The organism is Corynebacterium haematomassiliense, assembly GCF_013978595.1.
GTDB classification, from domain to species: domain Bacteria; phylum Actinomycetota; class Actinomycetes; order Mycobacteriales; family Mycobacteriaceae; genus Corynebacterium; species Corynebacterium lehmanniae.
Genome location: NZ_JACDTZ010000001.1, coordinates 1,399,080 through 1,412,386, shown reverse-complemented (window position 1 = coordinate 1,412,386; position 13,307 = coordinate 1,399,080). Strand labels below are relative to the sequence as shown.

Here is a 13,307-nt window from a genome sequence, read left to right as displayed (position 1 = left end):
TGCGCGGTGGTGCGCGGTGGTGCCCCGGCCCGGCCGCCTCCGCCTCCTCGCCCCCACCGCTAAACCGGCTACCTACAACCGGCTACCAGGCGTTTTAGGGGATGCGGACAAATTCTTGGAGTGCATTTGGGGGACTTTGTCTCGTTGTTATGCACTCAGTGCTTGTCGGTGTTCGGCGATGGTGGTGTAGCCGTCGCCGAGTGTCGACTTCAATCGTCTGTGAATGTAGAAGTCGATGTAGGTGTCAATATAGTCGCGCATTTGCTCCACCGTCATCGTTGACACCACAGGCCTGCCTTTGAGCAGTTCTTGTTTCATCGTGCCGAAGAACCCTTCGGTGCGCGCGTTGTCGCCGCTGGTGGCTTTGCGTGACAGTGACGGGATGTATCGCCACCGGGTGTCGCACCACGCATCGGCCTGGCAGTCGGGGCAATCCAGGATGTTGTGGGTGTGGTCGGTGATCAGGCTGACCCAGCGTTCACTGCGGTAGAGCCCGCCACGGTCGGAATGGATAATCGGTTGCGCACCGTCGGGTTTTACCTCGTCGATTCGCGCGATCATCTCGGCGACCAAGTCGTGATTCGGCGACGTCGACATGGTGACCGCAATCGGCATCCCGTCGTAGAAATCGATCGCTGCCGACAGGAACAACTTCCCGTCTGGGCAGTGGATTTCGGTGACGTCGGTGCCGATTTTCTCCCACGGGGCATCCGCGTGGAAATCGTGGGTCAGCCCCTGAGTGTCGGCGTGGTCGATGAAATACTGCGACGGTGCAACAACCGGCCGGGCCGCATCCGAATCCGCATCCCCGTCGCTGCTGTCGGGTGGGGTGATCAGCAGCAGGTTTGCCGGTTTGTGGTCGGTTTCACCGGTGTAGGAGGAGTACTTGCCCGACGCCTTCGCCGGCGGGCGGCACCCAAGCTCTTTCATGAGGGTGCGCACGATCTTTTCCGACACTGTATGCCCCATGATCTTTAACCAGGCGTGGATGCGCCGGTAGCCGTAGCTTTGCCCGGATTCGGCGGCTGCCTGCAAGATCAGCGGTTTGAGTGCAGCGTGGCGCTGTTCGCGCTGTTGCACTACCTGCGTGTGTTTGTGTCGGTGGTAGTAAAACGTCGACTGCGCAATCCCAACGACCGCGCATGCTCGAGCGATGGAAAACTCGTGGGCGTCCGTGAGGGCAACCACCACTGCGGCTTTCGCCGCGGTGGACAGCTCACCGTCACGGACGTCGTCTTTTCCCCGCGACTCACCGTCGCGGACGTTGTCTTTTCCCCGTGGCTCACCATCGCTCATGAGCACGTGGATAATGGCGTCTTTGACCGTTTCCCGGTCGCGCATCTCAACAACGAGTTTTTTCAGCTCGTCCATGTCACTGGGTAAATCAGCGATATCGTCTATCGGCCCAGGCCCTGGCAGCCACTCGTTGACTGGCCGGGGTGGTTTCTTCGCATTGGCTGCCTCATCGACTCGCTGCTGCTGATGGTTGCGTTGGACTTTGCGGTGTTTGCTCACGCGTTCCATTGTCGCCGCATAGGCCTCGTCGAAAGTCATCGACGCTGCCGAATCGCGTTCGTCATCGTCGGGCCAAAACCGCTTCGTCCAGGTCAGTGCCGCGGTGTCGTGGACATCGAACTCCACGGCAATGTCACGCACTGTCGCCTGCGAGGTCAATCTGCGTGCGACAACTTTTGCGATGGTCTCAGCGTCGTAGGCGCGTCGCGTACCGTCCAAGCTCTGGCCACGACGCTTGGCCGCAACCCAGTTGCCGACCGTGGCCACCGACGGTCGGCGACCACACGCGTGTTCAGCCCAGTCGCAGACCTCACGGGCAGACGACCCAGCCAAAAACCTCTCAACCGCACCAACGCGGATATCAGATGGAAAACCTGCGGGCATCGGAATACCTTCCAGCCCCCAACACTCCAACTTTTTGTCCGCGCTCCCAATCAAGCGGGTAACCGGTTCTAGGTAGCCGGTTTCGGCGCATTGGCGGGTTGGGGCGGCGCGCCCCCGCAAGCCAGCGCACCGAAAGCCCAACCCACCCCGCGCATATAAACCCGCCTCCGGCACCCGCCCCAGCCGCCGCAGAGGATAGGCTCGTCCATTATGGATCCATTCCGCGATTTTGCCAGGTCCGACGGCCCCACCCTCGGCGTCGAGTGGGAGATTTGCCTCGTCGACCCGGTCACGCGCGACTTGGTGCCCTGCGCCGCCGAAGTGATTGAAAAGGTGCAGGCCCGCCACCCGGACGTCCATCTCGAGCCGGAGTTCCTGCAGAACACCATCGAGCTGGTCACGCCGATCTGCACCAACACTAAGGAAGCGGTGCAGGCCCTGCAAAAAGACCTCAACGCGGTCAAGGAGGTCGCCGACGAGATGGGCCTGAAACTCTGGGCAAGTGGCGGCCACCCGTTTTCGGATTTCCGCACGAATCCGCTGAGTCCGAAGCACACGTACGAGGAGATCGTCAACCGCACGCAGTACTGGGGCCAGCACATGCTGCTGTGGGGCATCCACTGCCACGTCGGCATCAGTCACGAGGACAAGGTGTGGCCGATCATCAACGCGGTGATGACCAAGTACCCGCACCTGCTGGCCATTTCCGCGTCGAGCCCGGGGTGGGACGGCATCGACACGTCTTACGCGTCGAACCGCACGATGCTGTACCAGCAGCTTCCCACCGCGGGCATGCCGTATCAATTCCAGAGCTGGGACGAGTGGGTCGGTTTCATGCGCGACCAGCAGACGTCGGGCGTGATCAACCACACGGGCTCCATGCATTTCGACGTCCGCCCGGCCGCGAAGTGGGGCACCGTCGAGGTGCGCATCTCGGACGCCACGAGTAACCTACGCGAGCTCGCGGCCGTCGTGGCGCTGACGCATTGCCTGGTCGTCCACTACGACCGCATGCTCGAGCGCGGCGAGAAGTTGCCCACGCTGCAGCAGTGGCACGTCGCGGAGAACAAGTGGCGCGGCGCCCGCTACGGCATGGACGCCCTGGTGATCACGAGTCGCGACACCGACGAGGACTGGATCAAAAACGAGTTGCAGTTGCTTATCGACGAGCTCACGCCCGTCGCCGCCGACCTCGATTGCGTCGACGAGCTGAACTTGGTCCGCGAGATCATCGAGCGCGGCGCTGGCTATGAGCGCCAGCGCGCGATCTACCAGCGCACCGGGGATTGGAAGGACGTCGTGGACGCAACCTGCGCGGAGATGTGGGAGCTCAGCCTTTAGGGTTGACGCGCCGCGGGTGGTAGCTGGCGGGGCGGTCGTTGCGGGTGAGCTGCTCGTCGTCGCCGTAGAGGCCTTCGCGTCGCGCGATGCGGCTGAGACGCTGCGCGGTAACGGGGCTGGTCATCAGGGCGAAAATCACGAGCAGCACCATCATGCCGATGTCGCCGCGTTCGTGCACGCTGAATTCCTCGGCGGTGACCACGCGGATGATGGTGCCGGTGATCATCAGCACCAGGCCGGTGGTTTGGGGTTTGGTGATGGCGTGCACGCGCGCCAGGGTGGAGTTGAACCGGGCGGTGCCCACGGCGGCGGAGAAGACCATGAACGCGCCGGGGAGGATGAACACCAGCGAGATGATGTCGGAAATCATAGGGAACCGTCCCTCTTGCGGAAGCGGGCCACGGACAGGGTGGCGATGAAGCCGAGCAGGGCGATGACGATCATGACGTTGACCACCGTGGTGTCCAGCGTCCAGCAGATGTACAGGGCCAGGGCGCACTGGAGGGAGGCGGTGATGCCGTCGTTGGCCAGCATGCGGTCCATGGAGTCGGGGCCGACGATGGCGCGCCAGGCGAAGATGAAGAACCCGGCGACCAGGAACACGGCGGCCACGGTGAGGCAGACGGTGTAGGCGGTGCTGTGCATGTCAGCGGCCTCCTTCGAAGATGGCGATCATTTGGCGCTCCAGTTTCTGCACGTTGGCGATTTCGCGGGCGATGGCGGCGTCGCCTTCGGCGTCGAGGACGTGGATGGTCCATTCGCGGTTGGCCAGGTCGATGTCGGTGACGGTGCCGCCGGGCTGCAGGTTGTAGGCGCAGGTGGCCAGGTACAACACCAGCTCGTTGCTCAGGCGCATGGGCACGCGCAGCACGGCGTTGCGCGGCTGCGGCGCGCGGCGCAGCGACAGCCACGCCACCTTCGCGGACGCCACGAGCAGGTCGAAGAACCACTCGACCATGAACGCGGCGAGCTTCAGCCAGTTCACCCGGTTGCCGCTGCGCGGCACCGGCGGCAGCGGCAGCGCCAGCACGATGAGCAACCCCAGGCCCAGCCCGGCGACGAGGTTGCCCCAGCTGAGCTGGCCCATCAGCAGGATCCACATGAACGTCAGCCACGCCACGGTCAGCGGGCGGAAGCGGTGGGCGACTCCTTGGAGCATTAGCGGGTCACCTCGTTCGATTCAGCGTCCACGGGCTCCGGCACGACCTCGGTGGTCACACCGGTGCTGGTGGGCCCGGCGGGGCGGGACGAGTCCCTGTGTTCCAGAGAGTCCCGGCCGCCGCCGGCGCCGGTCTGTTCGCGGAAGGCGTCGAGGTTGCGTGTGGGGGCCGAAGGGTCGTCGATAAGCACGGCGCTTCTGTAGATGGACAGATCCTGGGCGGATTGCGCGGCGCGGTCCGTGATGTTGGAGATCGGGCCAGCGAGGAACGTGATGCTTGTCGACGCAAGCACCAAGAACGCGGTCGACAAAAGCATGCCGGTGGGCACGCGGCCGACGTCGTCGCGGTCGCCGGAGGAGACGGTTTCGTCGCGCGCGGCCAGATTCGCGGGGCGCGCCAGGACGACGTCGCCTTCGGGGGCGTCGGCCCGGTCGCGCAAGAACCCCTTGGACCAGACGTTCATCATGGCGTACAGGGTGAGCAGCGAGGTGATCACCGCGCCGCCGATGAGCACCCACGCCAGCCAGGAGCCGTCCTCCGCGCCGGCCTGGATGAGCATGACTTTGCCCAGGAAGCCCGACAGTGGCGGGATGCCGCCCAGGTTGAGCGCGGGGATAAAGTAGAGCACCGCAATCACGGGCGCGGTGTAGAGCAGCGAGCCGAGGCGGCGCAGCTGCGCGGAGCCCGCCTGCCGCTCCACCAGGCCCACCACCAGGAACAGGGAGGTCTGCACCAGGATGTGGTGAACCGCATAGAAGATGGCTCCGGACAGGCCAGCCACGGAGCCGAGGGCGATGCCGAAGATCATGTAGCCGATGTGGCTGACCAGGGTAAAGGACATCAGACGTTTGATGTCGTTTTGGGCGATCGCGCCCATCACACCCACGATCATGGTCAAAAGCGCAATGACCATCAGCGTGGAATCCAGGGCGCCGTCGGTGAACACGGTGGAGCGCACGCGGATAAACGCGTAGACGCCCACCTTGGTCAACAGCCCGGCGAACACGGCGGTGACGATGGAGGCAGCGGTGGGGTAGGAGTCCGGCAGCCACGCGTCCAGCGGGAAGATCGCCGCTTTGATGCCGAAGGCCACGATGAAGGTGGCGAAGATGGCGGCGCGGGTGCCGTTGGGCAGCTCCTCCATGCGGATGCCGGCCTGCGCCATGTTCACGGTGCCCACCGACGCGTACACCAGCGCGAGGGCGAACAGGAAGACCATGGACGACGCCATGGAGACCATGACGTAGCCGATGCCGGCGCGCACGCGCTGCGGGGACGCGCCCAGGGTGAGCAGCACGTAGGAGGCCACCAGGAACACCTCGAAGCCGACGTAGAGGTTGAACAGGTCGCCGGCGAGGAAGGACAGGTTCACGCCCATGCTGAGCAGCATGTAGGTGGGCAGGAAGACGGCGACTGGGTCGTCGTCGTCGCCGTCGCGAAGCCCCTGCGAGATGCCGTACCACATCACCGCGAACAGCACGATGGAGGAGACGAACAGCATGATCGAGCTCAGCCGGTCCGCCACCATCGTGATGCCCACCGGCGCGTCCCAGCCGCCCATCTGCACGGTCTGGATGCCGTGGGTGTCGGCGACGATGATCATCACCGCGGCGATCACGGTCAGCGCCGCCAGGGTCCCCAGGGCGATGAAGCGTTGCAGGTTCACGCCGCGGAACAGCACGATCAGCCCGGCGGCGAACGCGGGCAGGATGATCGGCATAACGATCATGTACGGCATCGCGGGCAGCACCCAGTCGGCGAAGGCCATGAAACTATTTCGCATCGTGGCCTCCCTTGACTTCCTTCACCGGGTCCTCGAACGGCTTGGGGCCGAACTCGTCGCCGGAGGGGCTGGCCTTGCCGGTCTGCGCGTCGTCGGACTTGTCGCGGTCCGGGGAGGCGGACTTCGGCCGCGCGGCAATTGCGCGATCCTCCTCGTCCCGCTCCACGATGTCGTCGGTGCGGTAGCGGTACTGGCGGTAGGCCAGGGCGAGCATGAACCCGACCATGGCCATGGAGATCACAATCGCGGTCAGGATCATCGCCTGCGCCAGCGGGTCCGCGCTGTCGGCGGCCGCTTTGGAGTCGCGCCCGATGATCGGCGGGGAGCCGGCGGGCCCGCCGGACTGCAGAAGCAGCAGGTTGGCGCCGTTGCCGATCAGGGTCACGCCCATGATCATGCGGGTCATGGACTTGTCCAGCATCAGATACACGCCGCACGCGATCAGCACGCCGGAGCCGATGAGCAGGAACAGGTTCGCTTCCATTTACTCGCCTCTCCTTTCGCGTTTGCTTATGGACGATCCGCTGGCCGCCGCCGCCCTGCGCTCGTTGTAACGGGCTCTGCGGTTCCTGGACATGAGCCTGCGGCGTTGCTCGTTTTTGGCCTGCAGCTTGCGCGCGCGGTCGCGGGCGCGCTGCTTTCGAGTGTCCTCCTCGCGGTCCAGGTAGGCGCCCATGGAGGCCAGCACGTGCATGATCAGCCCGACGACGATGATGTAGACGCCCGCGTCGAAAATCAGCGCGGACGGCACCGTCACGTCGCCGATCAGCGGCACGTCGAACTCGGCGTACGAGGAGGTCAGCGGCGGCATCCCGAAGAACATCGGGGCGACCGCGGCCGCGGTGGTGAACATGATGCCGATGCCCAGCACCTTGCCCGGGTGCACCGGAAGCGTTTCTTCTGCTTCTCGACGTCCTCCCGCTAGGTACCGCAGCGTCAGCGCAAGCGCGGCGACGAGCCCGCCGGCGAACCCGCCGCCCGGGGCGTTGTGGCCGGAGAAGAAGAAGTAGGCCGACAGCAGCATCATCGAAGGGAAGAGCAGGTGCGTGACCACATCCACCAGGATGGAGCGGTTCTGAGCGGTCTCCGTCTCCACGCCGGAGGCGAGCCAGCGCGCCTTAGTGGTGGACAGGGTGGGCCGGCGCGACTCCGGGTCGAAACGGAAGGTGCCGAAGATCAGGCTGGCGATGCCGGTGGCGGCAACCACCAGCACCAGCGTCTCACCGAACGTGTCGGCCGCGCGCAGGTCCACCAGCAGCACGTTGACGGTGTTGCGGCCGTGGCCGATCTCGTAGGCCAGCTCCGGCATGTACTTGGAAATCGGCTCGGCGACGCGCGCGGACATGGCCGTCATCGCCACCGTGACCACGGAAACACCGGTGCCGATGGCCAGCCAGGCGCGCAGGCGGTTGTCCTCGTTGCGCTGCTCCGTTTCCGTGGGCATCTTGCGCAGCACCAGCATGAACACCACCATCACGATGGTCTCCACCAGCGCCTGCGTCAGCGCCAGGTCCGGCGCGCCGTGCAGCACGAAGATCAGCGCCATGAAGTAGCCGGTCAGGCCCACCAGGATCACGCCGGAGAGGCGGTTGCGCTGCACGGCGGCGAAAAACGCCAGCCCCGCCATGACGGTGACGGCCAGGCCCTGCCAGACGTTGTCCCACACCTGCATCCGGATGTTGTTGGAATCGCCCAGGATCAGCGCGGCCAGCGGCACCACGGCCAGGAAGGTGAAGATGACGGCCAGGTTGATGGTCAGCGAGCCGCGCTGCGTGGACGCCGTCAGCTTCAGCGACCAGCGGCGCAGCGTGTTCATGATGGTGTCCCACACCGCGTTGGCGTCGCCGAGCGCGGGGCGCTCGAACTGCGCCTTGGCCACTACGTCGCGCTGCCAGAACATGATGGCGCCGGCGAAGATGATCACGCCGGAGAGCACCAGCGGCACCGTGAACCCGTGCCACAGCGCAAGGTCCGCGCCTGCAACATCCGGGAAGCGCACGTTGAGGTACTCGTTGATCGGCGCCGACAGCACCGCCGGCGCCACGCCGAAGGCCACGGTGCAGGCGGTGAGCACGGCGGGGGAGAGCCACAGCTTTGGGCTGATGGCGTGCATCTCGCGCACCGCCTCGGATTGCCCGTCCTCCCACGGCTGGCTCTTGGTGGCGAATGCGCCGTAGACGAAGTACAGGGAGTACGCCATGGTGAGGATCGAGCCGGCCACAAGCGCCACGAGGGTGATCTTGCCGGGCATGCCGGTGAGCAGTTCCTCGTGCAGGATGGCGTCCAGCGCCGTCTCCTTCGCCACGAACCCGAACAGCGGCGGGATGCCCGCCATGGAGGCGGCGGAGATGATCGCCAGCGTGGCCAAAAGCGGCTGCTTTCGGCCCAGCCCGGACAGCTCGTGGATGTCGCGGGTGCCGGTGGTGTGGTCGATCGCGCCGACGACCATGAACAGCGTGGCCTTGAACAGCGAGTGTGCGAACGTGATGGCCAACCCCGCCATGGTGGCCTCGCGTGAGCCCACGCCGATGACGGTGGTGATAAAGCCCAGTTGGCTGACGGTGCCGTACGCCAAGATCAGTTTCAGGTCCCGCTGCTTCAGCGCCATCCAGCCGCCCAGCAGCATGGTGAACCCGCCGGTGGACAGCACCACCAGGTGCCAGGTGTTCACCGCGGACAGGTCCGGCGCCAGACGCGCCACCAGGTAAATGCCGGCCTTCACCATGGCCGCGGAGTGCAGGTAGGCCGACACCGGGGTGGGTGCGGCCATCGCGCCGGGCAGCCAGAAGTGCCAGGGAGACTGGGCGGACTTGGTCAGCGCGCCCAGCATGATTAGCACGATGGCGGCGGAGATCGCCGGCGTGTTTTCAATGTCGGTGATCTGGGGGATGTCCGACAGCTTCCAAATCTGTGCCTTGAAGCCCAGCAGGTTGATGCCCACGAGCATGGCCAGCCCGCCGAGGGTGGTCACCATCAGCGCCTGCATGGCGGCCCGTCGAGAAGATGCGCGCTCGCCGTAATAGGACACGAGCATGTAGGACAGCACCGACGTCAACTCCCAGAACACGTACATGAGCAGGAAGTTGTCGGCGATGACCAGGCCGTACATGACCGTGGCGAAAAACGTCAGCTCGAAGCCGAACTTGGCCAGGCGGCGCGGGTTGGAGTCGAAATAGCCCCAACAATAAAACAGCACCAGTGCGCCGATACCCAGGATGATCAGACTGAACAGCCCCGCGAGCGCATCCAGGCGGAATTCCAAGTTGAGGTTTGTGGACGGCATCCACGTGAACGCCGCCTTGACCTCGCCGCCGTCGCGGAATACCCCGGTGGCGAACAGGCGCGCCACCCAAATAAACCCGCCCAGCGGCACCAGCGCGAGTAAGCCGAACGCGGCGCGGCCCACCGTGCGGAGGAGCACAGGGGCGGCCAGCGTGGCGGCGGTGAGCGCGATGAGCAGTTTCAGCACGGGGTGCGCGGCCCTCCTCTGGTCGTGTGCGTGCAGGGCACACCGCGCCTCAAGCGGGGCAGCTCATTGAGTTCACACAGAAAATACTCACTCCAGCGACAACTGGGTATCTACGCGTCAACACCGGTGGCGCGGCCGTTAGAAATTCACTGTAGCGATTTTTGATGCTACTTGCCGTAGCGCTGAAGAAAAGTCGCCTCCGCCACCGCGATGCGCTCGATCTCTGTCGGATCGACCGATTCGTCGACGCCGTGGATGCCGCACATGGGCTCCTCCACGCCGTAGAGTGCGATCTCCGCGTCCGGGAAGGTGTTCTGCAGCGTAATGGTCAGCGGGATGGAGCCGCCGGAGCCGACCACGGACAGCTTGTCGGCGCCGTAGGCCTCCTTGAGGCACTCGCCGAGTGCGGCCACCGCGCCGGCCGACGGATCCGTCGCAAAGGGCTCGTTGACCCCGCTGACCTCAACCTCGACCTTCGCGCCCCACGGGGTGTGGGACTTGATGTGTTCCTCCATCTTCTGCGCGATCTCGGCTGCACTCTGGCCGGCCGGCACGCGCAGGTTGAACTGGGCCTCCGCGCGCGAGTTCACCGCGTTCATCGCTTCGGCCACCGGGGTGGAGGTGAACCCGATCATGGTCACCGCCGGGCGCGCCCAAACCAGGTCGGCGGGGTCGTCGTCCGCGGTGCCGAGCAGCTGCACGCCCTCGAGCACGGTGGCGTCGGCGCGGAAGGACTCGCGGTCGTAAGGGTCGCCGTCCCACTTCGATGTGGTGTCGACGCCGTCGATGGTGGTGCGGCCGTGCTCGTCGAAAAGCGAATTCGCAATCACCACGAGCGCGTGCGCGGCGTCTGGGGCGCCGCCGCCGAAGCTGCCGGAGTGGACCTGGTTCGCCAGCGTCTCCACGGTGACCTTCACCTGCGCGCCGCCGCGCAGCGAGGTGGTCAGCGTAGGCACGCCTGCGGCGACGTTGCCGGAGTCCGCGATGAGGATCGCGTCCGCCTCGAACACCTCCGGCTTTTCCACGATGAGCTTGCCCAGCCCATCCTTGCCGCCGAGCTCCTCCGAGCCCTCGACCACGACCTTCAGGCCCAGGTCAGTGCCGCCGTTTTCCTCCAGCAGGCGCAGTGCCTCCAGGTGCATGGCCAGGTTGCCTTTGCAATCCGCGGCGCCGCGGCCGTGCCAACGGCCGTTCCGCTCCGTCAGCTCGAACGGGCTGTTCGTCCAGGCGTCCGGGTTGTTCGCGGGGACCACGTCGTAGTGGGAGTACAGCAGCACCGTCGGTGCGCCGTTTTTGGGCTCACGCTTGGCGACGATCGTGTCAGCGTCATCCACCGTCGGGTAGCGAGTCACGTCCAGACCAAGATCCTCCAGGGCGTTGACCGTCCAGGCGCAGGCATCCTCGTGCTGGTCCGCCAGCTCAGGCGTGGAGTGCACCGAATTGAAGGAGACCAGCTTGGACAGGTCGTTGAAGATGCGGTCGCGTTGCGGGGTGTACGAGGCGTTTGCTGTGTTGTCAGTCATGGCACCACGCTAGCAGCGTTGGCGGGGCCGGCTCGGCGGAATTTCTGGGCGGTGCCGGGCTAGATGCTTACCCCAGGATGCTTACTGTTCGAGTAACCCCCGGCGTTCTCGCCCGTGCTACTCGAGAAGTAAGCATCCTGCAGTAAGCATCCTCGGGCCGGTAAGCATCTAGCGGTAAGCATCCTCGCCCCGGCATCCTCCACACCCCTTGCGTTCCTTGCACTCAACCCCGTCGAGTGCTAAAAATGTGGCTGGCACTCACGCAAACCGAGTGCCAAACAAACCGATAAAGCGGGTGAGGCTGAGACCACTCGTCAGCCGTGCCGTCGCGGGCGCCTGCTTGCACCGACGACCTGAGTGATCGTCCATGAACGCCTATATATAAGGAGTGACACACTCGCATGGCAAAGATGATTGCATTCGACGAGGAAGCACGTCGCAGCCTCGAAAACGGCCTGAACACCCTGGCTGACGCCGTGAAGGTCACGCTGGGCCCGAAGGGCCGCAACGTGGTGCTGGAGAAGTCCTGGGGTGCCCCGACCATCACCAACGATGGCGTGACCATCGCCAAGGAGATCGACCTCGAGGACCCGTACGAGAAGATCGGCGCCGAGCTGGTCAAGGAAGTTGCCAAGAAGACTGACGACGTCGCCGGCGACGGCACCACCACCGCTACCGTGCTCGCCCAGGCGCTCGTGCGCGAGGGTCTGCGCAACGTCGCTGCTGGCTCCAACCCGATGGGCATCAAGCGCGGCATCCAGGCCGCCACCGACAAGGTGTCCAAATACCTGCTGGACCAGGCCAAGGAAGTTGAGACCCAGGAGGAGATCGCTTCCACCGCCGGTATTTCCGCGTCTGACCCGGAGATCGGCAAGAAGATCGCTGAGGCGATGTACGCCGTGGGCAACGGTGGCGTGAACAAGGAATCCGTGATCACGGTTGAGGAGTCCAACACGTTCGGCGTGGACCTCGAGGTCACCGAGGGTATGCGCTTTGACAAGGGCTTCATCTCCGCATACTTCGCCACCGACATGGAGCGCGGCGAGGCCGTGCTCGAGGACCCGTACATCCTGCTGGTCTCCGGCAAGATCTCCAACGTCAAGGAGCTCGTGCCGGTGCTGGAGCAGGTCATGCAGTCCGGCAAGCCGCTGCTGATCATCGCCGAGGATGTCGAGGGCGAGGCCCTGTCCACCCTCGTGGTGAACAAGATCCGCGGCACCTTCAAGTCTGTGGCTGTGAAGGCGCCGGGCTTCGGTGACCGTCGTAAGGCGATGCTGCAGGACCTTGCAATCCTTACCGGCGGCCAGGTCATCTCCGAGGAGGTCGGCCTGTCGCTGGAGACCGCCGGCATCGAGCTGCTCGGCCAGGCCCGCAAGGTTGTGGTGACCAAGGACGAGACCACCATCGTCCAGGGCGCTGGCGACCAGGCGCAGATCGACGGCCGCGTGAAGCAGATCCGCGCCGAGATCGACAACTCCGACTCCGAGTACGACCGCGAGAAGCTGCAGGAGCGCCTGGCCAAGCTCGCCGGCGGCGTTGCGGTGATCAAGGTCGGCGCCGCCACCGAGGTGGAGCTGAAGGAGCAGAAGCTGCGCATCGAGGACGCTGTGCGCAACGCGAAGGCTGCCGTTGAGGAAGGCATCGTCGCCGGCGGTGGCGTAGCACTGCTGCAGGCAGCCAACGAGCTCGCCGACGACCTCGGCCTGGAGGGCGACGAGGCCACCGGCGTGAAGATCGTCCGCGAGGCCCTGTCCGCCCCGCTGAAGCAGATCGCGCTGAACGCCGGCCTGGAGCCGGGCGTGGTGGCCGACAAGGTTGCCAACCTCCCAGACGGCGAAGGTCTCAACGCCGCCACCGGCGAGTACGTGGACATGCTGGCCAGCGGCATCGCCGATCCGGCCAAGGTGACCCGTTCTGCGCTCCAGAACGCCGCGTCCATCGCCGCGCTGTTCCTCACCACCGAGGCTGTCGTGGCCGACAAGCCGGAGCCGGCTGGTGCTGCGAACCCGGGCATGGACCCGGAAGCTATGGGCATGATGTAAATCAGCCCTAAGGCTCGAAAGCGCGTCCTTCGGGGCGCGCTTTTTTCATGCTTATCGACGTCAGCTCCGCCCCACCCCCGTATTGGTGTA

The 13,307-nt window shown here is 65.2% G+C and carries 10 protein-coding genes; 2 read left to right on the top strand and 8 right to left on the bottom strand.

The window, feature by feature from the left end; all coding sequences use genetic code 11:
* Window positions 1–147: 147 nt before the first annotated feature.
* Entirely contained in the window at window positions 148–1,782 is a 1,635-nt protein-coding gene (locus H0193_RS06765; RefSeq protein ID WP_181889013.1) for an IS3 family transposase, read from the bottom strand.
* Between the two features lie 327 nt (window positions 1,783–2,109).
* On the opposite strand from H0193_RS06765, the gene H0193_RS06760 reads away from it, so the two are divergent.
* Entirely contained in the window at window positions 2,110–3,240 is a 1,131-nt protein-coding gene (locus H0193_RS06760; protein WP_181889123.1) for a glutamate--cysteine ligase, read from the top strand.
* On the opposite strand, the gene H0193_RS06755 is transcribed toward H0193_RS06760, so the two are convergent.
* The 7 genes from H0193_RS06755 to H0193_RS06725 all read right to left on the bottom strand — a co-directional run bounded on the left by H0193_RS06755 (window position 3,230) and on the right by H0193_RS06725 (window position 11,175).
* Window positions 3,230–3,610: a monovalent cation/H(+) antiporter subunit G gene (locus tag H0193_RS06755; protein WP_181889122.1), complete on the bottom strand. Its 381-nt coding sequence runs from the start codon at window positions 3,608–3,610 to the stop codon at window positions 3,230–3,232. The genes H0193_RS06760 and H0193_RS06755 overlap by 11 nt on opposite strands.
* On the bottom strand, window positions 3,607–3,885 hold the full coding sequence (locus H0193_RS06750; protein ID WP_070474753.1) for a monovalent cation/H+ antiporter complex subunit F: 279 nt from the start codon (window positions 3,883–3,885) through the stop codon (window positions 3,607–3,609). Before H0193_RS06750 ends, H0193_RS06755 begins: the two co-directional genes overlap by 4 nt.
* A 1-nt stretch (window position 3,886) precedes the next feature.
* Window positions 3,887–4,399: a Na+/H+ antiporter subunit E gene (locus tag H0193_RS06745; protein ID WP_181889121.1), complete on the bottom strand. Its 513-nt coding sequence runs from the start codon at window positions 4,397–4,399 to the stop codon at window positions 3,887–3,889.
* Window positions 4,399–6,183 carry a Na+/H+ antiporter subunit D gene (locus H0193_RS06740; RefSeq protein ID WP_181889120.1) on the bottom strand — a complete coding sequence of 595 codons (1,785 nt, stop codon included), beginning with the start codon at window positions 6,181–6,183 and terminating at the stop codon, window positions 4,399–4,401. The genes H0193_RS06745 and H0193_RS06740 overlap by 1 nt, the downstream gene beginning before the upstream one ends.
* Window positions 6,173–6,667, bottom strand: coding sequence for a Na(+)/H(+) antiporter subunit C (locus H0193_RS06735; protein WP_181889119.1), 495 nt, complete (start codon window positions 6,665–6,667; stop codon window positions 6,173–6,175). The genes H0193_RS06740 and H0193_RS06735 overlap by 11 nt, the downstream gene beginning before the upstream one ends.
* Window positions 6,668–9,652: a Na+/H+ antiporter subunit A gene (locus H0193_RS06730; RefSeq protein WP_181889118.1), complete on the bottom strand. Its 2,985-nt coding sequence runs from the start codon at window positions 9,650–9,652 to the stop codon at window positions 6,668–6,670. It abuts the gene before it with no gap.
* A 167-nt stretch (window positions 9,653–9,819) separates the two neighbouring features.
* Window positions 9,820–11,175, bottom strand: a complete 1,356-nt coding sequence (locus H0193_RS06725) for a dipeptidase (RefSeq protein WP_181889117.1) — start codon at window positions 11,173–11,175, stop codon at window positions 9,820–9,822.
* A 401-nt stretch (window positions 11,176–11,576) separates the two neighbouring features.
* Here H0193_RS06725 and groL point away from each other — a divergent pair, with 401 nt between their 5' ends.
* Window positions 11,577–13,217, top strand: a complete 1,641-nt coding sequence (gene groL, locus H0193_RS06720) for a chaperonin GroEL (RefSeq protein ID WP_181889116.1) — start codon at window positions 11,577–11,579, stop codon at window positions 13,215–13,217.
* Window positions 13,218–13,307: the final 90 nt, after the last annotated feature.

What these genes read in the sequence shown, in the direction of transcription:
- H0193_RS06760 (WP_181889123.1), top strand. Translation starts at nt 2,110, where the DNA reads ATGGATCCATTCCGCGATTTTGCCAGGTCCGACGGCCCCACCCTCGGC.
- H0193_RS06755 (WP_181889122.1), bottom strand. Translation starts at nt 3,610, where the DNA reads ATGATTTCCGACATCATCTCGCTGGTGTTCATCCTCCCCGGCGCGTTC.
- H0193_RS06750 (WP_070474753.1), bottom strand. Translation starts at nt 3,885, where the DNA reads ATGCACAGCACCGCCTACACCGTCTGCCTCACCGTGGCCGCCGTGTTC.
- H0193_RS06745 (WP_181889121.1), bottom strand. Translation starts at nt 4,399, where the DNA reads ATGCTCCAAGGAGTCGCCCACCGCTTCCGCCCGCTGACCGTGGCGTGG.
- H0193_RS06740 (WP_181889120.1), bottom strand. Translation starts at nt 6,183, where the DNA reads ATGCGAAATAGTTTCATGGCCTTCGCCGACTGGGTGCTGCCCGCGATG.
- H0193_RS06735 (WP_181889119.1), bottom strand. Translation starts at nt 6,667, where the DNA reads ATGGAAGCGAACCTGTTCCTGCTCATCGGCTCCGGCGTGCTGATCGCG.
- H0193_RS06725 (WP_181889117.1), bottom strand. Translation starts at nt 11,175, where the DNA reads ATGACTGACAACACAGCAAACGCCTCGTACACCCCGCAACGCGACCGC.
- groL (WP_181889116.1), top strand. Translation starts at nt 11,577, where the DNA reads ATGGCAAAGATGATTGCATTCGACGAGGAAGCACGTCGCAGCCTCGAA.